This is a genomic window from Mycoplasmoides pneumoniae FH, assembly GCF_001272835.1.
Classification (GTDB): Bacteria; Bacillota_I; Bacilli_A; order Mycoplasmatales; family Mycoplasmoidaceae; genus Mycoplasmoides; species Mycoplasmoides pneumoniae.
On the sequence record NZ_CP010546.1, the window covers coordinates 161,776 to 187,722 of the forward strand.

16 protein-coding genes and 3 pseudogenes are annotated in these 25,947 nt (G+C 44.6%); 17 read left to right on the plus strand and 2 right to left on the minus strand.

Features of this window, described 5'->3' with window-relative positions; translation table 4 throughout:
• The first annotated feature begins 19 nt into the window (after positions 1-19).
• The 14 genes and pseudogenes from uvrC (at position 20) to F539_RS04235 (ending at position 14,591) form a co-directional block, all read left to right on the plus strand.
• Positions 20-1,813, plus strand: coding sequence for an excinuclease ABC subunit UvrC (gene uvrC / locus F539_RS00735; RefSeq protein ID WP_015344876.1), 1,794 nt, complete (start codon positions 20-22; stop codon positions 1,811-1,813).
• Entirely contained in the window at positions 1,806-2,285 is a 480-nt protein-coding gene (locus F539_RS00740) for a metallophosphoesterase (protein ID WP_010874483.1), read from the plus strand. The genes uvrC and F539_RS00740 overlap by 8 nt, the downstream gene beginning before the upstream one ends.
• 534 nt (positions 2,286-2,819) lie before the next feature.
• Positions 2,820-3,491: a DUF16 domain-containing protein gene (locus F539_RS00745; protein ID WP_159204851.1), complete on the plus strand. Its 672-nt coding sequence runs from the start codon at positions 2,820-2,822 to the stop codon at positions 3,489-3,491.
• A 256-nt stretch (positions 3,492-3,747) separates the two neighbouring features.
• Positions 3,748-4,029, plus strand: coding sequence for a hypothetical protein (locus F539_RS00750; RefSeq protein ID WP_015344878.1), 282 nt, complete (start codon positions 3,748-3,750; stop codon positions 4,027-4,029).
• Positions 4,030-5,164: pseudogene (locus F539_RS03905) on the plus strand (adhesin P1); the annotation flags it as partial.
• Positions 5,165-5,862: 698 nt separating this feature from the next.
• A complete protein-coding gene (locus F539_RS00760) occupies positions 5,863-6,312 on the plus strand; it encodes an MPN129 family protein (RefSeq protein WP_017532751.1) in 450 nt (149 codons plus the stop codon).
• Positions 6,313-6,381: 69 nt separating this feature from the next.
• Positions 6,382-6,891 (plus strand): annotated as a pseudogene (locus tag F539_RS00765) (adhesin); the annotation flags it as partial.
• A gap of 389 nt (positions 6,892-7,280) precedes the next feature.
• The gene (locus F539_RS00775) at positions 7,281-7,487 is read left to right on the plus strand and encodes a hypothetical protein (RefSeq protein ID WP_014574885.1); all 207 of its coding nucleotides are present in this window, start codon (positions 7,281-7,283) and stop codon (positions 7,485-7,487) included.
• 131 nt (positions 7,488-7,618) lie between these two features.
• Positions 7,619-9,370 (plus strand): annotated as a pseudogene (locus F539_RS04640) (adhesin).
• Between the two features lie 457 nt (positions 9,371-9,827).
• Positions 9,828-10,733, plus strand: a complete 906-nt coding sequence (locus F539_RS00790) for a thermonuclease family protein (RefSeq protein ID WP_010874490.1) — start codon at positions 9,828-9,830, stop codon at positions 10,731-10,733.
• A 23-nt stretch (positions 10,734-10,756) separates the two neighbouring features.
• Positions 10,757-12,517: an ABC transporter ATP-binding protein gene (locus tag F539_RS00795; protein WP_014325365.1), complete on the plus strand. Its 1,761-nt coding sequence runs from the start codon at positions 10,757-10,759 to the stop codon at positions 12,515-12,517.
• Positions 12,510-13,499, plus strand: coding sequence for a carbohydrate ABC transporter permease (locus tag F539_RS00800; RefSeq protein WP_010874492.1), 990 nt, complete (start codon positions 12,510-12,512; stop codon positions 13,497-13,499). Before F539_RS00795 ends, F539_RS00800 begins: the two co-directional genes overlap by 8 nt.
• Positions 13,471-14,430, plus strand: coding sequence for a carbohydrate ABC transporter permease (locus tag F539_RS00805; protein WP_010874493.1), 960 nt, complete (start codon positions 13,471-13,473; stop codon positions 14,428-14,430). Before F539_RS00800 ends, F539_RS00805 begins: the two co-directional genes overlap by 29 nt.
• Before the next feature lie 2 nt (positions 14,431-14,432).
• Positions 14,433-14,591 carry a hypothetical protein gene (locus F539_RS04235; RefSeq protein ID WP_014574887.1) on the plus strand — a complete coding sequence of 53 codons (159 nt, stop codon included), beginning with the start codon at positions 14,433-14,435 and terminating at the stop codon, positions 14,589-14,591.
• A gap of 416 nt (positions 14,592-15,007) precedes the next feature.
• On the opposite strand, the gene F539_RS00810 is transcribed toward F539_RS04235, so the two are convergent.
• Positions 15,008-15,583 carry a DUF16 domain-containing protein gene (locus F539_RS00810; RefSeq protein WP_014325366.1) on the minus strand — a complete coding sequence of 192 codons (576 nt, stop codon included), beginning with the start codon at positions 15,581-15,583 and terminating at the stop codon, positions 15,008-15,010.
• A gap of 236 nt (positions 15,584-15,819) precedes the next feature.
• Positions 15,820-16,311 (minus strand): DUF16 domain-containing protein, encoded by a 492-nt coding sequence (locus tag F539_RS00815; RefSeq protein WP_014325369.1) that lies wholly within the window; start codon positions 16,309-16,311, stop codon positions 15,820-15,822.
• A 250-nt stretch (positions 16,312-16,561) separates the two neighbouring features.
• On the opposite strand from F539_RS00815, the gene F539_RS00820 reads away from it, so the two are divergent.
• From F539_RS00820 to F539_RS00830, 3 genes are read left to right on the plus strand one after another with little or no spacing between them, the layout of a single operon-like run.
• Complete coding sequence (locus F539_RS00820) at positions 16,562-17,536, plus strand: bifunctional oligoribonuclease/PAP phosphatase NrnA (protein WP_010874497.1); 975 nt, start codon at positions 16,562-16,564, stop codon at positions 17,534-17,536.
• Positions 17,537-17,548: 12 nt separating this feature from the next.
• A complete protein-coding gene (gene mgpA, locus F539_RS00825) occupies positions 17,549-22,453 on the plus strand; it encodes an adhesin P1 (protein ID WP_053344055.1) in 4,905 nt (1,634 codons plus the stop codon).
• Between the two features lie 5 nt (positions 22,454-22,458).
• Positions 22,459-25,914: an MgpC family cytadherence protein gene (locus F539_RS00830; protein ID WP_053344056.1), complete on the plus strand. Its 3,456-nt coding sequence runs from the start codon at positions 22,459-22,461 to the stop codon at positions 25,912-25,914.
• The last annotated feature ends 33 nt before the right edge of the window (positions 25,915-25,947 follow it).

A 25,947-nucleotide genomic window follows, 5' to 3' on the forward strand; every position in this document is an offset into this window, starting at 1 on the left:
TGTTAGCCGCTTGATCATCGTGAACAATACGCTCGCTTTTAAGTTAAAGAACGCACCCCATAAGCCAGGCTGCTATTTGTGAAAGGATGACGCTGGTCAAGTTTTGTATGTCGGGAAGGCTAAGGACATCTTTAAGCGGGTACACCATTACTTTAATCCAAACCGTTCCTTTAAAACACGGGCACTAGTGGAGCGAATTGCGGATGTCGAATACGTCATTTTGAAAAATGAAAATGATGCTTTGAACTTAGAGGCCAAACTAATTAAACAGTACAAACCGCGCTTTAATTTAGTTTTAAAGGAAAATAATGGTTATCTCTATTTCTTTATTACCGCCAGTGTTAAACCCACCTTGGAATTGGGCCGCCGGTATGAGTTTTCCAAGAATAAGTACTTCGGTCCGTTTGCATCGAGTAAGTTTCGACTGCGTGACATTTATGACCTGTTGTTAAAGCTTTTTCCATTACGCAAGTGCGCGCCCCATGAACGGGGTCACCCCTGCTTTTACTATCAGCTTAAAATGTGCATGGGTCAGTGTATGGGCGAGGATACACCGGAACGTTACCAGACCACCGTCAAGGGAATTGAACAGTTTTTTAACCACGGTCCCGAGCAGGTTTTAAACCACTTGCAACAGCAAGAAATCAAGGCTAGTGAACAACAAAACTTTGAAGCAGCACGCCACTTCTTGGACTTACAGAAAGCCGTTTTAGAACTAGTGAACATGCAACAAACGGCCTTCATTAAAGCAAAGCAAAGCCATGACTTTATTGGTTATGTCTTTGAGAAAAATGTGTTAGCCATTACCGTCTTTGCTTACGTTGATAACCAACTAATAGGCAAAAACCAGCAGGTCTTTGAACTACCACAGGACGATGAAAAGGAAGTTGAAAGTGCTTTGGTTACCTTTATTTACCACTATTATTCCACCAATAAGATACCCAAAACCCTTACAGTTTCTTTAAGCGAAGAGAATTTGAGCTTACTGGCCAACAGTCTTAAAATTAATGTTACGCAACCAAAAAACGGCGAGCAAAAATCCATTTTGCAAACCGTGATTGACAACGCCCGTTATGCCTTAAACACCAAGTGAACTGGGTTTATCAATAACCTTAACCGTGCCGAAGTGCACCAGCAATTAGCGCAGCTTTTACAAGTTCCTTCGATTCAAAGTCTGGAAATTATTGACATCTCCTTTTATGACAAAGACCACGTGGTGGGGGCGATGTTACGGTACGAAAATGGCAAACGGATGAAAGCGTTATCACGCCGTTACAACATTAACATTGACCATAAGGGTGACACTAACTATATGGCTGATGTGGTGTACCGCCGGATTATTTCGTCCATCCAAACCCATAAACAGCTACCTTTAAGTGATCTTTTAATTGTCGATGGTGGGATTGCCCAAATTAATACGGTAACCAAGGTGTTTGCCTCTTTCCCTAACGTTACCCAACCGATCATTATTGGCTTAGCGAAAAACACCCGTCACCAAACTGACCACATTGTGTTAACGGATAACACTACCATTAACATTGACAAAAATACGCCTTTGTTTGCTTATCTTACCACCATTCAAGAAGAGGTCGATAGCTTTGCCAAACACAATGCCTTTAAGCGAGTTAGTCGCGCTCGCTTCCAAAATCCACTCTTACAAATTGAAGGGGTTGGGCGAAAAACTGTCCAAATATTACTTGATAATTTTCAAACAATGCAAAACATTGAAGCTGCTTCTTTGAGCGAATTATCACAGTTTATTCCTGCTAATTTAGCACAAAAAATTAAAACTTTTCTAAAGGAAAATGACTAAAGTATTAGTGTTATCAGACACCCATGGCTATAACGATAGGTGACTAGCCGTTATGAAGTTGCACAACCCTGATGTAGTAATTCATGCTGGTGATCATTTAACTACTAAAAAGTTTATGGATCAAAATGCCACTTTTTGGGTTGCTGGTAATCATGATGTTGTTGGCGAAGAGATTCAAATGTTTGAGTTAGAGGGAATCCAGTTTGTTTTAATGCACGGCCATCAAGCGCCCCGTCATGATCTCAAGCAGTGGTATAAAATGCTGGTTGATCAAGCTAAAAGCTATCTTTGTGATGTTTTAATTGTGGGTCACAGTCACATAGAGCACTATGAAACTATTGATGGGATCCAGGTTATTAACCCCGGTTCTCTAGAAATTCCCCGTAATCCGAGAAAGCTACCTACCTACTGTAATTTAAACTTAAGTCAGGGCAGGATAAGTGATTTAACGTTCCATTTTCCTCGGGATTAAGTCAAATAAATAAAAAAAGCCATCTACCTAACAAGCAGAAGGCTAAAAAATACTTTTTTAGCGATATTGAAATTAACAGAAAGATCTGTTAGCAAATGTAAGGAACAAGCTTATGCAAACTTTCAATATGTGACGTGTTGAAAAACCTTTAAGAGTATGCATCAATTGGGAGTAGGAAAGCAGGCTTTCAACACAAGTTTTCGTTTTCCTGCTCCCACTAAATAAATTGGGAAAGGTTTTCAAAGTCGCCAAAAAGATTAAATATTTTTGGAATTTTGAATTTTTAGTTGCTTCTAATTGTTAATAGAGATTTACTTTCAAAAAAACTTTTTGGTTTATTTTTGGTGTCTTTACTAACTTAAAGCAATTTAGTTAGTGTAAAGACTCATAATGTTTAAATTAAAAATTAACAACTTCCAATTAGGTTTCAAACTCGTTCAGTGACCAGTGACGAACCACCTTCTTAAACATTTTTACGTTTTTCCAATCAATAATAAAGGAGGTCTTGCCATTAAACGCATAATTTCACTTGCTTTGTTTAAGAAAAGACTTAACAAAGATAAGATTAATAATTGTCATGTTTGGGAAGAAGAGTTACCTGATGGTAGCTACGACATGGGATTTAATGGCAATTTCAACCATATGGAAAAACGAAAAAGTGGTTATGTTACCCAAAAGCAGTTTAGCGAGTTCAAAGATGCCAACAATCAGCGTCTCATAAAGATTGAAACTACTTTGGCTATCCAAGGCGAACAAATCAACAAATTGACTCAAACTGTTGAAAAGCAAGGCGAACAAATCAATCAATTAGTTCAAGTTGTGCTTCTTCAGGGCGAGCAAATTAGAGAACTTCAAGTGGAGCAAAAAGCACAAAGACAAGAGTTTAATGCCCGCATGGATCGTTTGGAAAATCTTTTGGTGGAAAGTATAGAATCTACCAATAATCGCTTCGACTCTATGGAAAGACGTTTAGACTCTATGGATAGTCGTCTTGATTCTATGGAAAATCGCTTGGTTTCAATGGAAAGCCGTCTTGATTCTATGGAAAATCGCTTAGATTCAATGGAAGGTCGTCTTGATTCTATGGAAAATCGCTTAGATTCAATGGAAGGTTGTCTTGATTTTGTTGAAGGACGCTTAGACTCTATGGAAACTCGTTTAGACTCTATGGAAACTCGCCTGGACAAAGTCGATCCGCCCAAATAGTTTTTAGTTAAAAAATAAGGGTATCAGCAGTTAATCTTAAAGATTAGTTGCTGGTATTTTTATTCATTTAATGCTTTCTAAAAACTTTTTGTCAATTTTGTTGGCACTTCTAAATTGCTAGTTCAATTTATTAAGTGGAGGAGCAAAATGCAAATCTTTAATTTTTGAAATTGATCAGTAAAAAATCTGATCACCGTTGGTAGCATTGCTGCAAATAGTAGTTATGTAATTTGCAAACAGAAAGGAATTTTTCAATATGAGTAATACAAAAAAATTAAGAATAACTTCAATCGAAGAAACAATAGAAATAATAGTTAATTCAAAACTATTAGCTTTTGGTTTTTACCCAGTTGGTTTAGAAGATGGAACTTACGAACTTAATGTAAGGATTATTTTTAAAGAAAAAACTGCAGATTCTGAGAAGAGTAGCAGTGTACATCCTTTACAAAAGGAGTATTATGTAAGGGAATTTTTGAGATTTCTTGAGCGCCATAAAGATTCTCTGGCGCAACAACTATTAGTAGTAGAAGACAATTAAATGATTTCTCCCAAACTGGATTGACTCATCCTCACCGCCACCGCCTCCCTCGCGGCGGGACTCACCGTAGTGGGACACTTCACAAGTACCACCACGACGCTCAAGCGCCAGCAATTTAGCTACACCCGCCCTGACGAGGTCGCGCTGCGCCACACCAATGCCATCAACCCGCGCTTAACCCCGTGAACGTATCGTAACACGAGCTTTTCCTCCCTCCCCCTCACGGGTGAAAACCCCGGGGCGTGGGCCTTAGTGCGCGACAACAGCGCTAAGGGCATCACTGCCGGCAGTGGCAGTCAACAAACCACGTATGAACCTGCGCGAACCGAAGCGGCTTTGACCGCATCAACCACCTTTGCGTTACGCCGGTATGACCTCGCCGGGCGCGCCTTATACGACCTCGACTTTTCGAAGTTAAACCCACAAACGCCCACGCGCGACCAAACCGGGCAGATCACCTTTAACCCCTTTGGCGGCTTTGGTTTGAGTGGGGCTGCACCCCAACAGTGAAACGAGGTCAAAAACAAGGTCCCCGTCGAGGTGGCGCAAGACCCCTCCAATCCCTACCGGTTTGCCGTTTTACTCGTGCCGCGCAGCGTGGTGTACTATGAGCAGTTGCAAAGGGAGTTGGGCTTACCACAGCAGCGAACCGAGAATGGTCAAAATACTTCCACCACCGGGGCAATGTTTGGCTTGAAGGTGAAGAACGCCGAGGCGGACACCGCGAAGAGCAATGAAAAACTCCAGGGCGCTGAGGCCACTGGTTCTTCAACCACATCTGGATCTGGCCAATCCACCCAACGTGGGGGTTCGTCAGGGGACACCAAAGTCAAGGCGTTGCAGGTGGCGGTGAAAAAGAAATCCGGGAGTCAGGGCAACTCCGGTGACCAAGGCACCGAACAGGTGGAACTTGAATCTAATGATTTAGCCAACGCCCCGATTAAACGGGGCTCCAATCCAGCAAGTCCAACTCAAGGCAGCCGACTTCGGCACCACCCCATCCAGTTCGGAATCTGGTCAATCAGGCACCCCCACCCCCTGAAGGCCGTGGCTTGCGACCGAGCAAATTCACAAGGACCTCCCCAAATGATCCGCCTCGATCCTCATTCTGTACGATGCGCCTTATGCCTTTAATTGCTCTTGTTAATTTAGTTAAGTTTTTGTTTGCACAAAATTAAATTTTCTGTTTAATTAACTATCAATATTTTGCTGCTTTAAAATTTAAAGCAACTTTTAAACAGTAAGTTGTATCTTTTCACAAAGATTTAGTTCGATAAATTATTGGTAACAAGAGGGATGGAAACAACCGCAAAAAGTATTGATTGCAAAGAATTAGGCCTTTCTGTAACGACGAAGCAACAACTGCATAAATTAACACTTGCTACTATTTGACTTTGGGATTCTTTGTTTTTTGTTTTCTCTTACTTTTGTTTATAACGCTTACTTATACGATCTATTTTGAGCAACACATTTTGGGAAGTGATAAACCACTTCCTTTTTGGTGATACATTAAAAATCATGTGGTTCCCACCTTTGGCGTCTTAACTTTAGCTTGTTGGTGTGCGTTGATTGGGATTAACTTTTGGGTTTACAAACACACTTCACAAACAGAGCTGTTTCACAAATCAATTAGGTGACTTAAATGAGGTATTTTATTACCGCAAATTGCGCTAGCTAACTCCCTTTTCATTAGACAGAAACTAAGGCTAATGGAAGGCGAAGAACAGTTGAATAACAACAAAATAGAACAGAAACTAAAAGCTTTATTTATTAGTTTCTTTACTATTTGAGCAGTACAATTGCTTTTAGGTTTTTTCTTTTGGTTGCCGGTCTATGGTCTCTTTTTTTGATATATATACCAAAGCATCGATTGTAGAAGCTGTACGTTTTTCTTTTTTGAATACCTTTCAATTAAAGGAACTTGGTTTACCGATTAAAGAAATTGCTGTACCATTAGGCACATTAGTCTTTCTTTTTGTTGTTATTATTACCTTAATTCCGTTGTTAATTATTGGTAATTTAATTTGGACTAACTTGCGTTTAATAGAACGGGAAAATACACAGCAGTACCAACTCGTTTTTGGTTACAGTTTGATAGTTAGTGATATTGTTGGTTTTGCTATTGTTTTCTTCGGTGCCATTTTAGGTACAAATTTAAAAAGTGTTGAATTATTCATAGCATTGGGTTGAATGATGATGTTAGGATCATTAATTGCATTGGGCACTACTGTTAACTTAGTGAGCTCAATTTATCTCTACATAAAACTAGCATTGAAGAGATAGACACACTTCTCCCCCACGCTCACGCGCTTCTCCACCGGGTTCAACCTCGCGGGGTCGGTTCTCGACTAGGTGTTGGATTATGTGCCCTGGATTGGGAATGGGTACAGGTATGGGAATAACCACCGGGGCGTGGATGATATAACCGCGCCTAAAACCGGCGCGGGGTCGTCCAGCGGAACTAGTACGAACACAAGTGGTTCGCGTTCCTTTCTCCCGACGTTCTCGAATGTCGGCGTTGGCCTCAAAGCCAACGTCCAAGCCACGCTTGGTGGCAGTCAGAAGACGACTACAGGCGGCTCCAAATGACCCACCCTCGACCAAGCCAACCTCCTGCTCTGAACCGGCGCGGGGTGAAGGAATGATAAGAACGGACAAAGTGACGAAAACCACACCACCTTTAAAAGCGCTACGGGCAGTGGCCAGCAGGGTGGTTCTTCAGGTACAAATACCTCAGCGGGGAATCCCGACTCGTTAAAGCAGGATAAAATCACCAAGGAAAGCTCGGGTAACCTCAAAACGGAGGACGGCGCTGCCAACTCTAACGAAAACAAAGACAACACTAATTATCAAAATTTACCCGCTTATGGGAAAGTTAGTGGGTGGATAACACCTGATTATTAATAGGCTTTTTACTTTCCAAAAGTTTTAAAGTTGTTTTGGCACTTTCAAACTTTAAAGACCATTTAAAAGGCATAAAAGGATAGTTATGTCTTTAAGAAATATTTTGCGATTCAGTTCGCTTTTGGTTTTATTTGGTTTTGAGTCTTTTCTAGTTAATGCTCAAATCTTTTTGCAAAGTTTGTTGTCACTTCTAAATAACCTACTCAATGTATTTAGTGGAGGAACAAAATGCAAATCTTTAATTTTTGAAATTGATCAGCAAAGCGTCTGATCCCTGTTGGCAACCGAGTTGCAAGTGTTAGTTATTTTTTAAAAAATCAAAAGAAAAAAGAAAGGAACATTTAAACATGAAAAAAGTTAAAGCATTAAGGAATCTTTTTTTAGAAAAAGCCAGTGAAAAACTTGAATACCCCAAAATTGCTTCAATGGTAGCTTACTTTGATCCAAAGGAAGATGGTACTTGTGAATTCATTATGAAAATTAAAACTGTCAATGAAGTTGCTGACACTGAGACGACAAATAAGGAAAAGCCTTTAGGCACTTGAAAGAGTTAGTTGATTTTTTGGTCTAAAAAGACATAAATTTACCAACAGTAAGTGTTAAAACTTGCTGTTGGTATTTTTATTCCCCCACGCTTTCCCGCTTCTCCACCGGGTTCAACCTCGCGGGGGCACTCCTCGACCAGGTGTTGGATTATGTGCCCTGGATTGGGAATGGGTACAGGTATGGGAATAACCACCGGGGGAGCAACAGTAGTACGAGTGGGGTAACGACCCAGGGACAATCCCAAAATGCATCCAGTAACGAACCCGCACCGACGTTTTCGAATGTCGGCGTTGGTCTCAAAGCCAATGTCAACGGCACCTTAAGTGGTTCGCGAACTACGCCTAATCAGCAAGGCACTCCCTGGTTAACCCTCGACCAAGCCAACCTCCAGCTCTGAACGGGCGCGGGGTGAAGGAATGATAAGAACGGACAAAGTGACGAAAACTACACCAATTTCGCGAGTGCTACGGGCAGTACGAACCAGCAGGGTTCAACAACGGGTGGATCAGCGGGCAACCCCGACTCGTTAAAGCAGGATAAGGCTGATAAAAGTGGTGATTCGGTAACGGTTGCAGAAGCCACATCGGGCGACAACTTGACGAATTACACCAACCTCCCCCCAACCTCACCCCCACATCCGACTGACCGAACGCGCTGTCATTCACCAACAAGAACAACGCCCAGCGGGTGCAGCTGTTCCTGCGCGGCCTGTTGGGCAGCATCCCGGTGTTGGTCAATAAGAGTGGGCAAGATGATAACAGTAAGTTTAATTCCACCGACCAAAAATGGTCTTACACCGAATTAAAGTCGGATCAAACCAAGCTCAACCTCCCCGCTTATGGTGAGGTGAATGGATTGTTGAATCCGGCGTTGGTGGAAACCTATTTTGGGACGACGCTTACGTCTAGCACTGCGAACCAAAACAGTACAACCGTCCCCAGTATCGGTTTTAAAATTCCCGAACAAAATAATGATTCAAAGGCTGTGCTGATCACCCCCGGGTTGGCTTGAACGCCCCAGGACGTCGGTAACCTCGTTGTCAGTGGTACCAGCTTGAGCTTCCAGCTCGGCGGGTGGTTAGTTACGGTTCACGGACTTTATCAAACCCCGCGCGGGTTATTTGGGCCTCCAGTTAAGTGGCCTGGATGCCAGTGACAGCGACCAAAGGGAGTTAATTTGGGCCAAGCGGCCCTGAGCGGCATTTCGTGGCAGTTGGGTCAACCGGTTGGGACGGGTCGAGAGTGTGTGGGATTTGAAGGGGGTGTGGGCGGATCAAGCTCACAGCGCGGTGTCCGAGTCGCAAGCAGCTACAAGTAGTACCACCACCACCGCAACAGGGGACACCTTACCGGAGCACCCGAATGCCCTCGCGTACCAAATTAGCTCCACCGACAAGGATTCGTACAAGGCTTCCACTCAAGGCTCCGGTCAAACCAATTCCCAAAACACCTCCCCCTACCTGCATTTGATTAAACCTAAAAAAGTTACTGCTTCCGACAAGTTAGACGACGATCTTAAAAACCTGTTGGACCCCAACGAGGTTCGGGTGAAGCTGCGCCAAAGCTTTGGTACAGACCATTCCACCCAACCCCAACCCCAAGCCCTCAAAACAACGACACCGGTGTTTGGGACGAATAGTGGTAACCTCGGTAGTGTGCTTAGTGGTGGGGGTACCACGCAGGACTCAAGCACCACCAATCAACTGTCACCCGTTGAACGGGTGAGTGGGTGGCTTGTGGGGCAGTTACCAAGCACGAGTGACGGAAACACCTCCTCCACCAACAACCTCGCGCCTAATACTAATACGGGGAATGAGGTGGTGGGGGTGGGAGATTTGTCTAAGCGAGCTTCCATTGAATCAAGTCGTTTGTGAATAGCATTAAAACCTTAGCTAACGCTAACTTTGGGCGATTTAATCCACTTAGTTTTGAACTCCTTAAATTTGTGTTTTTCTTGACTTTGCTAAAAAAACAATTCAAAGAGGCTTGCAATGAACAGGTCAGCACTGCTAAATTGGTGAGTGCAAGAACTAAATAAAAGTAATTATTTTGTAATTTTTCGGCGGTCTTGCCATACATCAATTAAATGCTTGATCAAAACCAAGGTGTCAAAATTTAGTGCACAATTGCTAAGAGCGCCTGTATATTTAGAGTAAAACTACTTAAATTGCTAAAAATTAACCGTTTTTGAATTAGTTTTAGGGTCAAAATTAGGCCAATTTCCCGCTTTCTTTTTTTAAAAAATCTCTACTTTTTACCCCCTAAATAACCTAACAACTACACAATTAATTCCCAATTAATGTAAATTTATCTAAATTGTTCACCGTAGTTAGTTCAATTTAGGTAAAGATGAAAGGGTTTTCTTGCTCCAGACCGGGCTATCTTACTGGTCTCTTGCTCCTCGCTGTAGCCCCTATTCTCACTGCTTGTACCCGCGACTATACTACCAAGAACGAATTTCAATTAACAACAGCTCAACAGGCCAAATTAAAGCCAGCCACCATCGAATATTGGCGTGATGGTGATACGCCTGAGATCAATTACGCAAGCGAAGAGCGCCGAAAGGAAGCTGAACAAAAATCTAAAGAAAACGCTAAGAAAGAAGACAAAAAAGAGGAAAAGAAAACTGAAGATTCCCAAGATTCTTCTTCTGCATCCACGCAAGTTCGTAGTAGTAAACACGGTCTCCGCATCTATGGAATAGATACACCCGAAAAACATGTAAGTAGCAAAGGCGATAGCACCGGTGATGAAAAAATCGAAGCCGAAAAGGCCTCTAACTATGCTGAAAAGCTAATCCCTAAAGGCAGTACTGTTTGGGTTTGATCACTCAACACTTACAGCTATGATCGTGAAGTGGGCGCTTTATTCTTTAAGTCTAACCCTAAGCAAACCTTCTTCCAATCCTTTGAAGTAGCTATGGTTGAGGCTGGTCATGCTATTCCAATTGCTGGGACTGGTTTAAATTTAATCGCTGATCCGGAATTAAGTGCTGATGATCCTTTAAGTGTCATTGGTCTACAGTTAGCCAACGCTGCCAATAAGGCTTACAACGCTAAAATTAACATTTGGAGCCATGACACTGATGGTTATCGTTCCTTGACTGCTGTTTACAAGTTAAGGGGCGCTGATATTAGTTGAACCCGTTTCCTAGATGAAGCCAATGGATATTCCTCTGCTAGTGCTGGAACCGGTGCTAGTTTGTACCAACTCTGAGATCAACGTCAAGCCAAATTAGCCCAAAAGGGTAGTTAATGAAAGCAGTTTAAATCAGCAATATGGAAAAGATACAAGCGGAAAAATCCCAAAGTGCAATTGAGTTTAAGAATATTGTAGTCGACTTTGGTGAGTCAATCGCAATTGATAACATTAACCTCACGGTTAAAAAGAAGGAGTTAGTTACCTTACTAGGTCCTTCTGGGTGTGGGAAAACAACTTCGCTTTCCGTGATTGCGGGTCTTATCGCCCCTACTAGTGGTCAGGTTTTATTTAATGGTTATGATGTCACAAAAAAGCCACCACAACAACGCAAACTGGGATTAGTGTTCCAAAACTATGCCTTGTATCCGCACATGAGTGTGTTTGAAAACATTGTCTTCCCACTCTACAGTGATACGTCTTGACGCGAAGCCATCTTTGAAAAAAATACCTGAGCGCAACACGACATTAATTGCTTGATCTTAAAGGCTAATGGTGCTACTAGTGAGGAGCTGGCAGAGCTCAATCGTTTAATGCAACAACGAATCGATGAGCCCAAACGAATGGCTTACCAGATTAATGATTTGATGGTAAGTGTGTTTCAAAAACAGAGTGAACTGGAAGCTAACCTAAAGTTAATTCCCCGCAAAAAACAGTTTGCCATTATTTCACTCAGCAAGGAAACACTAAGTCAAATAAGGGATGTTGAAACTAAAGCCAAGGCTGCATTGGAAACCGCTGATAGTGCTGAAGTGGAGCAGACCATTAAGAGTGAACTTAAGCAAAAACTAAGTGAAATTAAGGCTAATTACCACGATGAAAAGGCCAACATTAAAGCTTACTGATGGGAAATGTTGGCCAATATTAAGACCGAATTAAAAACCGAAAAAACTGCCATTAAGCAAACTAATGACTATGCCAAATTGAAGGAATTGAAGTGAAAGATCCACTTTGAACCCTTGAATTTAAAGAAGCAGTACCGCAGTTACTTTAAACAACTAAAAGCCAAATACAGCTTAAAAGATGGCAATTTAACTGAAAGCGAATTAAGTCAAATTGAGGAGTTGCAAAAACGGATTGTTTCGCTCAAAGATTTCATTAACCGCACTGCTAAAGAAGTAGCTGAAAAACTGGAAATTACTAAGATTCTCCACAAGCGCCCCGCTAATATTTCTGGGGGTCAACAACAACGGGTAGCTATTGCTAGAGCAATTGTTAGAAGACCTAAGGTTCTACTTATGGACGAACCGTTGTCCAACTTAGATGCGAAGTTGCGGGTACAAACACGGCAATGGATCCGTAAGTTCCAGCAAGACCTGCAAATTACTACTGTCTTTGTGACTCACGATCAGGAAGAGGCAATGAGTATTAGCGACACGATTGTCTGCATGTCAACTGGTAAGGTACAGCAAATAGGCTCCCCTTCCGAGTTGTACTTAAAACCGGCCAATGAGTTCGTTGCTACCTTTTTGGGTAGCCCGGAAATGAATATCGTCAACGCTACGGTTAAAGCTGGACAGCTGTTGTGAAACGAAAGTCCCCTAGTTAAAACAAAGTTTGATTTACCTGATGGTGCCATTCGGGTTGGTTTCCGTTATGATGAGGTAACGGCTCCCAAAAACGATGGTAGTCCCGTATTTAGCGGTACCCTTATAAGTGTGGAAAACCTAGGGAAACACATGGTTGGGGTTGTGGAGAGCAATGGGGTACAGCTCAATGTGCGCTTAGAATTGAGCCACCAGTTTGAAGTAGGTAATGCAGTTAAGTTTACGATTAAGCCTAATGGCTTACACTTCTTTGATCCCCAAACAACGCAACGGGTGGAGGTAAAACATGTTTAAGTGATTGTTAAAGCACCGCTCTAAACCAACGCCATTGGAGCTGGGAATCTTTGACCAAAAGGTTTCCTTTTGAAAACCATTTTTGCTGTTTTGCCCAGCTTTATTAACTACCTTTCTCTTTACTTTAGTACCGTTCTTCCTTACGTTACAGAAAGGGTTTAGTCACAATGAGGACATCTACCGGGTTGATTCCCAACAGTTTGGCTTTCAAACTTTCGCTAACCTTTTTAGTGAGTCCAACTTTATTTTGGGCTTGCGCAATTCCTTTTTGTACTCGATTATTTCCCTACCACTGACAATTGTGCTAGCAATTATTATTTCTAGTGCCATTGTCTTTGTGTACCGGAAGTTAGCACGGGGCTTTTGACAAACAGTATTCTTTTTACCCTATGTAACTTCCGGAGTAGCGGTTTCGATTGCTTTTATTTATATTTTGGACTCCTCTTCGGGAATCTTAAACAACATCTTTCATGTCAACATTAAGTGGTTAGATTCGGGGGAACGTGATACCTTTAATGCCTTATGGGGAATTCTTATCTTTGGAATTTGGAAGAACATGGCTTTTAATGTGCTGGTAATATCAACCGCCATGTTAAGTGTGGATCCTACTTTATATAAGGTAGCTAACTTAGATGGTGCAAAACCAATTAGGCAGTTCTTTAAGATTACCTTACCTTCAATCCGCCCAACCTTAATTTTCCTGTTGACCCTGTTAATTTTGGGCGGAATGCAGGTGTTTCCAATTTCGTTGTTTAACGGGAATGATAGTGAAGCTGTAACCAATGGGGGTTCGACCATCTTGCTTTACATCTTCCAAAAGATTCGTGATCAGAATAACAATTTTGCTGGTGCTGCTACCTTGGTGTTGTTCATCTTGGGGGTTTGTTATGGGTTAGTGTTGCGCAATGGTTTTCGCTTAATTGAATGAGCGCAGTGAAAGATAAAGAGACATTATGTTCAAACAAAGCTTAATCTGGTATAACCGTTACGTCCAAAAACGGAAGAAGGGTTTAGATCTCACCATTAAAGATCGATCTTGATCGAATGTATTGTTGGGTTTAATCTTTAAAACGGTGGTGTTGTGCTTCTTTGGTTTAATGGTCATCTTTCCCTTTTATTTGATGCTGGTGGTAGCACTCACCAGTGATGAAGTGGTCTTAAACATTCGTGAACCAATTCTCAAATCCGATGGGTGGCACTTCGAGAACTTCCGCCGTGTTTTGGAAGATGGTAAATACCTTAATGCCATTTGGATTAACAGCTTAGTAACAATTTTGTCGATTATCCTACGGCTTTTCTTTACCGTTAGCATGGGCTATGCCTTTTCGTTAAAAAAGTGAAAGCTCAAGAAGCTGTTTTGGTTTATCTTTTTGGCAGTGTTAATTTTACCCGAATCGGCCTTGCTAATTGGTCAGTATCGTGTGGTGGTAGTTGCCAATTGAAATCAACCAGAAAAACCAGCGATTATCTTGGGCTTAACAATGCCATTTGTCGCTTCTGTGTTCTCTGGGTTTATGTTCCGTACTGCCTTTGAAGCAATTCCACCACGAATTAAAGAATCGGCCTTTGTTGATGGTTGTACAGGGTTGAGGTACTTCCTCAAAATTGCCTTTCCAATGGTACGTAGTACCACTTGAACGGTAAGTATTTTAACGGCCTTTGCGGCGTGAAATTCTTACTTATGACCGTTATTGTTACTAACAAACAGACCCGATCTCAACATTAACCTGTGGGTGTTGGCGCAAGGGACTGATGGCAATGCCGGGCAAAGTGACGAACAAATCCGGGTGTTGTTGAATTTAAAGATGGCAGCAGCCATTTTAGCAATTCTGCCAATGTTTATTGTTTACTTCTTGTTTAGGAAAAGGATTATGAAAGCCGTGGGATCACGTGCCAATACGATTAAAGGATAGTTATGGACAGCTTAAAGCATTTTTGACAACAACTAGTAATGTGATCAAAAACTGTTACCTTTTGAATCATAGTAGCAGTAGGGATTGCTTTTTGTGCCTTTGCCATTTGGGGCATTATTGCTTGCATTGAAACGATTATCAAAGAAGGGGCGTTGTTGTAAGTTAGCTTTCTTAGCTTTTTTATAAAAACACCAGATTGATATTTAGCCTTTTTGAGTTAGCTGTTCTCACTGCTTTTGGCGGTTGCTATACAGAATGAAGGTCGTTTGTAAAGGAACGTAAACTTTGCTAACTTAAAGATCTCTTTTTGGGTTTTAGGTGTTTTATTTTTGTTACATAAAATGAAGAAAAGGTTAGGAAACTACTTGCAATCAAAAAAAGCGTTTTAGGTAAAAAAAGTGCTTTGTTTCATAACCACCCTTCGAGGTGGTTTTTTATTTGTTTTATAGCTTTGTATACGAATTCACTCTATAGATATAGGGTGCTTTTATTTTCTGGCAAGCTGAAAAGGGTAAAAAATACCAAAAGTTAGCAGTTAAGAAACCACTAAGAATTGGTATTTTGGTTTTACTAAATACTATTTGGGTGGATCGATTTTGTCTAAGCGAGTTTCCATTGAATCCAAGCGATTTTCCATAGAGTCTAAACGTCCTTCAACAGAATCAAGGCAACCTTCTATTGAATCCAAGCGATTTTCCATAGAATCAAGACGACTATCCATAGAGTCTAGACGACCTTCAATAGAGTCGAAGCGTTTATTGGTGGATTCTATACTTTCAACCAAAAGGTTTTCCAAACGATCCATGCGGGCGTTAAACTCTTGTCTTTGCGCTTTTTGCTCCACTTGAAGTTCTCTAATTTGCTCGCCCTGGATTCTTATTTGTTCACCTTGGGCAGCCAAAGTGGTTTCAATCTTTATGAGTCGTTGGTCGTTTGAGTCTTTGTACTCGTTAAACTCTTTGCGCGTTACGTATTCCGTGTTCACTGGTATAACCGGTTTGTTAAGTTTAAATTGTCTATTGAAATTGCCAGAGAATTCCACACTTTTGTTTTCTGGATTAATGATGTATCAGCCCGAAAAAGTGCCCTTTTTGGTCTTTTTCATCATCTCGTTAAATTCCTTTTCGTTATAAAACGGAATTTTCTCTTTCATTAATAAGCGACTCCTTTCTTTTCAGTGAAATTTAAAAAGTAACTACTACTTGCAACTCAGTTGCCAACAGGGATCAGACCATTTACTGATCAATTTAAAAAATAAAAGATTTGCATTTTGCTCCTCCACTAAATAAATTGACCGGCTTATTGAGAAGTGCCAACAAAATTGCAAAAAATTTCAAATGAATAAAAATACCAATAGCAATTTAGCCATTGGTATTTTTTAGTCTACAGTTATTTAGGCGGATCGATTTTGTCTAAACGAGTTTCTATTACGTCGAGGCGTTTACCAAAATCAGTCAAAGTGTTTCCGATTGATTCTAGACTTTTAAGCACAAGACTTTCAAAGCGATCCATGCGGGCGTTCATTGCTTCACCCTGGGTTTTGATTTGTTGACTCTGAACCATAACAACTTCAGTTAGTCGATCAACTTTGTCCTCAACAACTTGAATCCTTTGACCCTGACTCTTTAACTCAGTTTCAATCTTTGTAAGTTTTTGGTCGTTTGAGTCTTTGTACTCGTTAAATTCTTTACGCGTTACGTATTCTGTGTTCACTGGTATAACTGGTTTGTTAAGTTTAAATTGTCTGTTGAAACTGCCAGAGAATTCCACACTGTTGTTATTTTTATTGATGATGTATCAACCCGAAAAAGTGCCCTTTTTGGTCTTTTTCACCATGTCATGGAATTCTTTTTCGTTATAAAACGGAATTTTCTCTTTCATTAAGCAATAACTCCTTTCTGATTAAAGCGGTTCAAAAAACTACTACTTACAACTCTTTGTCATTGGACTTTTCAAAATTTGATCATTGTTTTAATGCTCCTTACTAACTAAATTGACCCGCTTCATAAAAACTGCCAACCAAGTTCAAAAAAGTTTTTAAGCTATTTTTGCACCAAAATGGCGTTGTCAGTCAAACTACGACAACAACAGTTGCTGTTTGATTCTTTAAACTTAAACAGAATTAGCACCAATGAATAGCCAAGTACACCGCAAGGGCTCTATTGCAGAAGCAGTTAGTGCCATCCAAGCTCATGATAAGATCGTGATCTTCCACCACATTCGTCCTGATGGCGATTGTTTGGGCGCACAACACGGCTTAGCGCGTTTAATCCAAACTAACTTTCCCCACAAGCAGGTCTTCTGTGTTGGTGATCCCAAACACAACTTTCCCTGATTGGAGATGGTTTTCACTCCAAAGGAACAGATTACCCCGGAGTTAATGCAACAAGCCTTAGCCGTTATTGTTGATGCCAACTATAAGGAACGGATTGAGTGCCGGGACTTATTAGACCAAAACCAGTTTAAGGCAGTATTGCGGATTGACCACCACCCCAATGAGGACGATCTCAATACGACCCATAACTTCGTTGATGCGTCTTACATTGCCGCGGCTGAACAAGTGGTAGATCTAGCGGTGCAGGCCAAATGGAAGCTTAGCCCCCCAGCGGCTACGGCGCTGTATTTAGGTATTTATACAGATAGTAATAGGTTTCTATATAGTAATACATCATGAAGAACACTATATCTAGGATCTATGCTATATAGAGCTCAAGCTAATATAGCTAAGATCCATGATGAGTTAAACCACACTTCCTTAAAGGACATCCAGTTTAAACAATATGTCTTTAAAAACTTTCAGACCTTTCAGAATGTTATTTACTTTGTGGCCGATAAGAAGTTCCAAAAGAAATTAAAGGTAACACCCTTAGAATGTGCACGGGTAAATATCCTAGCTAACATTGAACAATTCCACATTTGGCTGTTCTTTATAGAAGAGGGTAAGAACCACTATCGGGTCGAATTCCGTAGTAACGGAATTAACGTACGCGAAGTAGCTTTAAAGTATGGTGGCGGGGGTCATATTCAGGCCAGCGGTGCAGTTCTTAAAAGCAAGCGCGACATAATTCGTGTAGTTCAAGATTGCCAAAAGCAAATTGCTGTATAATTTTTAACAACTATGCACCAAACCAAAAAAACTGCCTTGTCCAAGTCCACTTGGATTCTCATCCTCACCGCCACCGCCTCCCTCGCGACGGGACTCACCGTAGTGGGACACTTCACAAGTACCACCACGACGCTCAAGCGCCAGCAATTTAGCTACACCCGCCCTGACGAGGTCGCGCTGCGCCACACCAATGCCATCAACCCGCGCTTAACCCCGTGAACGTATCGTAACACGAGCTTTTCCTCCCTCCCCCTCACGGGTGAAAATCCCGGGGCGTGGGCCTTAGTGCGCGACAACAGCGCTAAGGGCATCACTGCCGGCAGTGGCAGTCAACAAACCACGTATGATCCCACCCGAACCGAAGCGGCTTTGACCGCATCAACCACCTTTGCGTTACGCCGGTATGACCTCGCCGGGCGCGCCTTATACGACCTCGATTTTTCGAAGTTAAACCCGCAAACGCCCACGCGCGACCAAACCGGGCAGATCACCTTTAACCCCTTTGGCGGCTTTGGTTTGAGTGGGGCTGCACCCCAACAGTGAAACGAGGTCAAAAACAAGGTCCCCGTCGAGGTGGCGCAAGACCCCTCCAATCCTTATCGGTTTGCCGTTTTACTCGTGCCGCGTAGCGTGGTGTACTATGAGCAGTTGCAGCGGGGGTTAGCGCTCCCTAACCAAGGGAGTTCGTCAGGCTCAGACAGCACTAACCAAACAGGCGCAATGTTTGGCTTGAAGGTGAAGGATGCAACCGTGGATAGTTCGAAGCAATCAACGGAAAGCTTAAAGGGCGAAGAATCGAGTTCCAGTTCCACCACATCTTCCACCTCCACCACCCAACGTGGGGGTTCGTCAAATGAAAACAAAGTCAAGGCGTTGCAGGTGGCGGTGAAAAAGAAATCCGGGAGTCAGGGCAACTCCGGTGACCAAGGCACCGAACAGGTGGAACTTGAATCTAATGATTTAGCCAACGCCCCGATTAAACGGGGCTCCAATAACAACCAGCAAGTCCAACTCAAGGCGGACGATTTTGGTACTGCCCCTTCCAGTTCGGGATCAGGCACCCAAGATGGCACCCCCACCCCCTGAACGCCGTGGTTAACGACTGAGCAAATTCACAACGACCCCGCCAAATTCGCCGCCTCGATCCTGATTCTGTACGATGCGCCTTATGCGCGCAACCGTACCGCCATTGACCGCGTTGATCACTTGGATCCCAAGGCCATGACCGCGAACTATCCGCCCAGTTGAAGAACGCCCAAGTGAAACCACCACGGTTTGTGGGACTGAAAGGCGCGCGATGTTTTGCTCCAAACCACCGGGTTCTTCAACCCGCGCCGCCACCCCGAGTGGTTTGATGGCGGGCAGACGGTCGCGGATAACGAAAAGACCGGGTTTGATGTGGATAACTCTGAAAACACCAAGCAGGGCTTTCAAAAGGAAGCTGACTCCGACAAGTCGGCCCCGATCGCCCTCCCGTTTGAAGCGTACTTCGCCAACATTGGCAACCTCACCTGGTTCGGGCAAGCGCTTTTGGTGTTTGGTGGCAATGGCCATGTTACCAAGTCGGCCCACACCGCGCCTTTGAGTATAGGTGTCTTTAGGGTGCGCTATAATGCAACTGGTACCAGTGCTACTGTAACTGGTTGACCATATGCCTTACTGTTCTCAGGCATGGTCAACAAACAAACTGACGGGTTAAAGAATCTACCCTTTAACAATAACCGCTGGTTTGAATATGTACCACGGATGGCAGTTGCTGGCGCTAAGTTCGTTGGTAGGGAACTCGTTTTAGCGGGTACCATTACCATGGGTGATACCGCTACCGTACCTCGCTTACTGTACGATGAACTTGAAAGCAACCTGAACTTAGTAGCGCAAGGCCAAGGTCTTTTACGCGAAGACTTGCAACTCTTCACACCCTACGGATGAGCCAATCGTCCGGATTTACCAATCGGGGCTTGAAGTAGTAGTAGTAGTAGTCACAACGCACCCTACTACTTCCACAATAACCCCGATTGACAAGACCGTCCAATCCAAAGTGTGGTTGATGCCTTTATTAAGCCCTGAGAGGACAAGAACGGTAAGGATGATGCCAAATACATCTACCCTTACCGTTACAGTGGCATGTGAGCTTGACAGGTATACAACTGGTCCAATAAGCTCACTGACCAACCATTAAGTGCTGACTTTGTCAATGAGAATGCTTACCAACCAAACTCCTTGTTTGCTGCTATTCTCAATCCGGAATTGTTAGCAGCTCTTCCCGACAAGGTTAAATACGGTAAGGAAAACGAGTTTGCTGCTAACGAGTACGAGCGCTTTAACCAGAAGTTAACGGTAGCTCCTACCCAAGGAACAAACTGATCCCACTTCTCCCCCACGCTTTCCCGTTTCTCCACCGGGTTCAACCTTGTGGGGTCGGTGCTCGACCAGGTGTTGGATTATGTGCCCTGGATTGGGAATGGGTACAGGTATGGCAATAACCACCGGGGCGTGGATGATATAACCGCGCCTCAAACCAGCGCGGGGTCGTCCAGCGGAATTAGTACGAACACAAGTGGTTCGCGTTCCTCTCTCCCGACGTTTTCCAACATCGGCGTCGGCCTCAAAGCGAATGTCCAAGCCACCCTCGGGGGCAGTCAGACGATGATTACAGGCGGTTCGCCTCGAAGAACCCTCGACCAAGCCAACCTCCAGCTCTGAACGGGGGCGGGGTGAAGGAATGATAAGGCTTCAAGTGGACAAAGTGACGACCACACCAAGTTCACGAGCGCTACGGGGATGGGCCAGCAGGAACAATCAGGTACCTCCGCGGGGAATCCCGACTCGTTAAAGCAGGATAAGATTAGTAAGAGTGGGGATAGTTTAACCACGCAGGACGGCAATGCGATGGATCAACAAGAGGCCACCAACTACACCAACCTCCCCCCCAACCTCACCCCCACCGCTGATTGACCGAACGCGCTGTCATTCACCAACAAGAACAACGCGCAGCGCGCCCAGCTGTTCCTGCGCGGCCTGTTGGGCAGCATCCCGGTGTTGGTTAATAAGTCCGGCCAAGATGATAACAGTAAGTTTAAGGCGGAGGACCAAAAATGGTCCTACACCGACTTACAGTCGGACCAAACCAAACTGAACCTCCCCGCTTACGGTGAGGTGAATGGGTTGTTGAATCCGGCGTTGGTGGAAACCTATTTTGGGAACACGCGAGCGAGTGGTTCGGGGTCCAACACGACCAGTTCACCCGGTATCGGTTTTAAAATTCCCGAACAAAGTGGCACAAACACAACGTCGAAGGCTGTGCTGATCACCCCCGGGTTGGCTTGAACGCCGCAAGACGTTGGTAACCTCGTTGTCAGTGGCACCAGCTTCAGCTTCCAGCTCGGCGGGTGGTTAGTTACGTTCACGGACTTTATCAAACCCCGCGCTGGTTACCTCGGGCTCCAGTTAACGGGCTTGGATGCAAGTGATGCGACGCAGCGCGCTCTCAAMTGGGSCCCCCGGCCCTGAGCGGCCTTTCGTGGCAGTTGGGTCAACCGGTTGGGCCGCGTGGAGAGTGTGTGGGATTTGAAGGGGGTGTGGGCGGATCAAGCTCAGTCCGACTCGCAAGGATCTACCACCACCGCAACAAGGGACGCCTTACCGGAGCACCCGAATGCTTTGGCCTTTCAGGTGAGTGTGGTGGAAGCGAGTGCTTACAAGCCAAACACGAGCTCCGGCCAAACCCAATCCACTAACAGTTCCCCCTACCTGCACTTGGTGAAGCCTAAGAAAGTTATCCAATCCGACAAGTTAGACGACGATCTTAAAAACCTGTTGGACCCCAACCAGGTTCGCACCAAGCTGCGCCAAAGCTTTGGTACAGACCATTCCACCCAGCCCCAGCCCCAATCGCTCAAAACAACGACACCGGTATTTGGGACGAGTAGTGGTAACCTCAGTAGTGTGCTTAGTGGTGGGGGTGCTGGAGGGGGTTCTTCAGGCTCAGGTCAATCTGGCGTGGATCTCTCCCCCGTTGAAAAAGTGAGTGGGTGGCTTGTGGGGCAGTTACCAAGCACGAGTGACGGAAACACCTCCTCCACCAACAACCTCGCGCCTAATACTAATACGGGGAATGATGTGGTGGGGGTTGGTCGACTTTCTGAAAGCAACGCCGCAAAGATGAACGACGATGTTGATGGTATTGTACGCACCCCACTCGCTGAACTGTTAGATGGGGAAGGACAAACAGCTGACACTGGTCCACAAAGCGTGAAGTTCAAGTCTCCTGACCAAATTGACTTCAACCGCTTGTTTACCCACCCAGTCACCGATCTGTTTGATCCGGTAACTATGTTGGTGTATGACCAGTACATACCGCTGTTTATTGATATCCCAGCAAGTGTGAACCCTAAAATGGTTCGTTTAAAGGTCTTGAGCTTTGACACCAACGAACAGAGCTTAGGTCTCCGCTTAGAGTTCTTTAAACCTGATCAAGATACCCAACCAAACAACAACGTTCAGGTCAATCCGAATAACGGTGACTTCTTACCACTGTTAACGGCCTCCAGTCAAGGTCCCCAAACCTTGTTTAGTCCGTTTAACCAGTGACCTGATTACGTGTTGCCGTTAGCGATCACTGTACCTATTGTTGTGATTGTGCTCAGTGTTACCTTAGGACTTGCCATTGGAATCCCAATGCACAAGAACAAACAGGCCTTGAAGGCTGGGTTTGCGCTATCAAACCAAAAGGTTGATGTGTTGACCAAAGCGGTTGGTAGTGTCTTTAAGGAAATCATTAACCGCACAGGTATCAGTCAAGCGCCAAAACGCTTGAAACAAACCAGTGCGGCTAAACCAGGAGCACCCCGCCCACCAGTACCACCAAAGCCAGGGGCTCCTAAGCCACCAGTGCAACCACCTAAAAAACCCGCTTAGTATTTATGAAATCGAAGCTAAAGTTAAAACGTTATTTACTGTTTTTACCACTTTTACCGCTAGGGACGTTGTCACTAGCCAACACCTACCTCCTCCAAGACCACAACACCCTCACCCCCTACACGCCCTTTACGACACCGCTCAATGGGGGGCTGGATGTCGTGCGCGCCGCCCATTTACACCCCTCATTCGAACTCGTGGACTGAAAGCGGGTGGGGGATACCAAGTTGGTGGCGCTGGTCCGCTCAGCGTTGGTCAGGGTGAAATTCCAGGACACAACGAGTTCGGATCAAAGTAATACCAACCAAAATGCCTTGAGTTTTGATACCCAAGAATCACAGAAGGCACTTAATGGCTCGCAGAGTGGATCTTCTGACACTTCCGGGTCTAACTCCCAAGACTTCGCCAGCTATGTCCTCATCTTTAAAGCCGCGCCCAGGGCCACGTGGGTGTTTGAACGCAAGATTAAGTTGGCGTTGCCCTACGTTAAGCAGGAAAGTCAGGGTTCCGACGATCAAGGTTCCAATGGTAAGGGCTCCCTCTACAAAACCCTCCAAGACCTCCTCGTCGAACAACCCGTGACCCCTTACACCCCGAATGCGGGGTTAGCCCGGGTGAATGGGGTTGCTCAGGATACGGTTCATTTTGGTTCGGATCAAGAATCGAGTTGGAATTCCCAACGTTCCCAAAAAGGCCTTAAAAACAACCCCGGACCCAAAGCCGTCACCGGCTTTAAGCTCGATAAGGGCCGCGCGTACCGGAAGCTGAATGAAAGTTGACCGGTGTATGAACCCCTGGATTCGACGAAGAATGGCAAGGGGAAGGATAAAGATGGGTGAACCACTTCCGGGGCGAGTGAGGCCAAAGGAGATGCCCCGTTGGTGAGCTCAACCGAGAGTCAAATGGCTGCAGTCACAGACAGTCAGCAATCAGGTCATAACAGTGGATTGGTATCGCTTGCCCAGCGCTCCACTACTGTTGCTGTCCAAAAAAGTGACTCTTCTGGTTCTCAAGGCCAAGGCACAACCGACAACAAATTCCAAAAATATTTAAACACCGCCCAGGCCTTGCACCAGATGGGGGTGATAGTGCCATCTTTGGAAACGTGACCTGGTAAACCAAGTACTGGAATCGCTACCCGTGCTGGTGGTGGTGTTTCAGTCCAAGCAGCGACCCGGCAATCGTCTTCTACAAATGAAGATCTGCCGAATGTAATAACACAGTTATACCACACCTCCACGTCCCAACTCGCTTACTTAAATGGCCAGATCGTTGTGATGGGTTCAAACGCGGTACCGAGTTTGTGGTATTGGGTCGTGGATGAGCGAACCACGTCCGGGAGGGCGACTTGATGAGCCCACACCGAGTTGAACTGGGGCACCGACAAGCAGAAGCAGTTTGTGGAGAATCAGCTTGGTTTTAAAGATGACTCAAATTCTTCCTTGACAAACTTCAAGAGTCAAGGCTTAACTCAGCCAGCTTACCTCATCGCCGGCCTTGACGTTGTCCAAGACCACCTCGTCTTTGCGGCCTTCAAAGCGGGCGCGGTGGGGTATGATATGACGACTGATTCGAACGCTTCCACCAAAGACCAAGCGCTCGCCTGGTCGACCACGGCCGGGTTGGACAGTGATGGGGGGTACAAGGCCTTGGTGGAAAACACGGCCGGGCTCAACGGCCCGATTAATGGCTTGTTTACCCTGCTCGACACCTTTGCGTATGTGACCCCCGTGAGTGGGATGAAAGGGGGGAGTCAGAATAATGAAGAAGTGCAAACGACTTACCCGGTCAAGTCCGACCAAAAGGCCACCGCCAAAATTGCCTCCTTAATTAATGCCAGCCCACTCAACAGTTATGGGGATGATGGGGTGACCGTGTTTGATGCCCTGGGCCTTAACTTTAACTTTAAGTTGAACGAGGAGCGCTTGCCATCGCGCACCGACCAACTGCTTGTGTATGGGATTGTAAACGAAAGTGAACTGAAGTCCGCACGGGAAAATGCCCAGTCGACCTCCGATGATAATTCAAACACCAAAGTCAAGTGAACCAACACCGCCTCGCACTACCTCCCCGTGCCGTATTACTACAGTGCCAATTTCCCCGAAGCGGGTAACAGAAGGCGAGCGGAGCAGCGGAATGGGGTGAAGATTAGCACCTTGGAATCGCAAGCCACTGATGGCTTTGCCAACTCGTTACTTAACTTTGGTACCGGTCTTAAAGCCGGTGTTGACCCAGCTCCAGTAGCACGGGGTCATAAACCGAACTATAGTGCAGTACTACTAGTGCGTGGTGGCGTTGTAAGGTTAAACTTTAACCCCGATACTGATAAACTGTTGGATTCTACTGACAAAAACAGTGAACCTATCTCCTTCTCCTATACCCCATTTGGGTCTGCTGAAAGTGCCGTAGACCTCACCACGTTGAAGGATGTGACCTATATTGCTGAAAGTGGTCTGTGGTTCTATACCTTTGACAATGGTGAAAAACCAACGTACGATGGTAAACAACAACAGGTCAAAAACCGCAAGGGTTATGCTGTGATTACCGTATCACGTACCGGAATTGAATTTAACGAGGACGCTAATACCACAACCTTAAGCCAAGCCCCAGCTGCTTTGGCTGTCCAAAACGGGATTGCTTCCAGTCAGGACGACCTCACAGGCATCCTACCGTTATCCGATGAGTTCTCCGCTGTGATTACCAAGGATCAAACATGGACCGGTAAGGTTGATATCTATAAGAACACCAACGGGTTGTTTGAAAAGGATGATCAGCTATCGGAAAACGTGAAGAGGCGTGACAACGGTTTGGTCCCTATTTACAACGAAGGTATCGTCGATATTTGGGGCAGAGTGGATTTTGCTGCCAACAGTGTTTTGCAAGCGCGTAACCTCACTGATAAAACGGTTGATGAGGTGATCAATAACCCCGATATCCTCCAAAGCTTCTTTAAGTTTACCCCAGCCTTTGATAACCAAAGAGCAATGCTAGTGGGGGAAAAGACATCGGATACTACCTTAACGGTTAAACCGAAGATTGAGTACTTGGATGGTAACTTCTATGGTGAGGATTCCAAGATTGCTGGAATTCCGCTCAACATTGATTTCCCTTCCCGGATTTTTGCTGGCTTTGCTGCTTTACCGTCCTGGGTCATTCCGGTATCAGTCGGTTCATCGGTGGGCATTCTCTTAATCCTGCTCATCTTAGGCCTTGGTATTGGAATTCCAATGTATAAGGTCCGCAAGCTTCAAGACTCCAGCTTTGTTGATGTGTTTAAAAAGGTGGATACGTTGACAACCGCTGTGGGTAGCGTGTACAAGAAGATTATCACCCAAACGAGTGTGATCAAAAAAGCTCCTAGTGCGTTGAAAGCTGCTAATAACGCTGCTCCTAAAGCACCAGTTAAACCAGCTGCTCCAACAGCTCCAAGACCACCAGTCCAACCACCTAAAAAGGCTTAACGATTAAGCCCCAACAGAAAGAAGCACAACTGT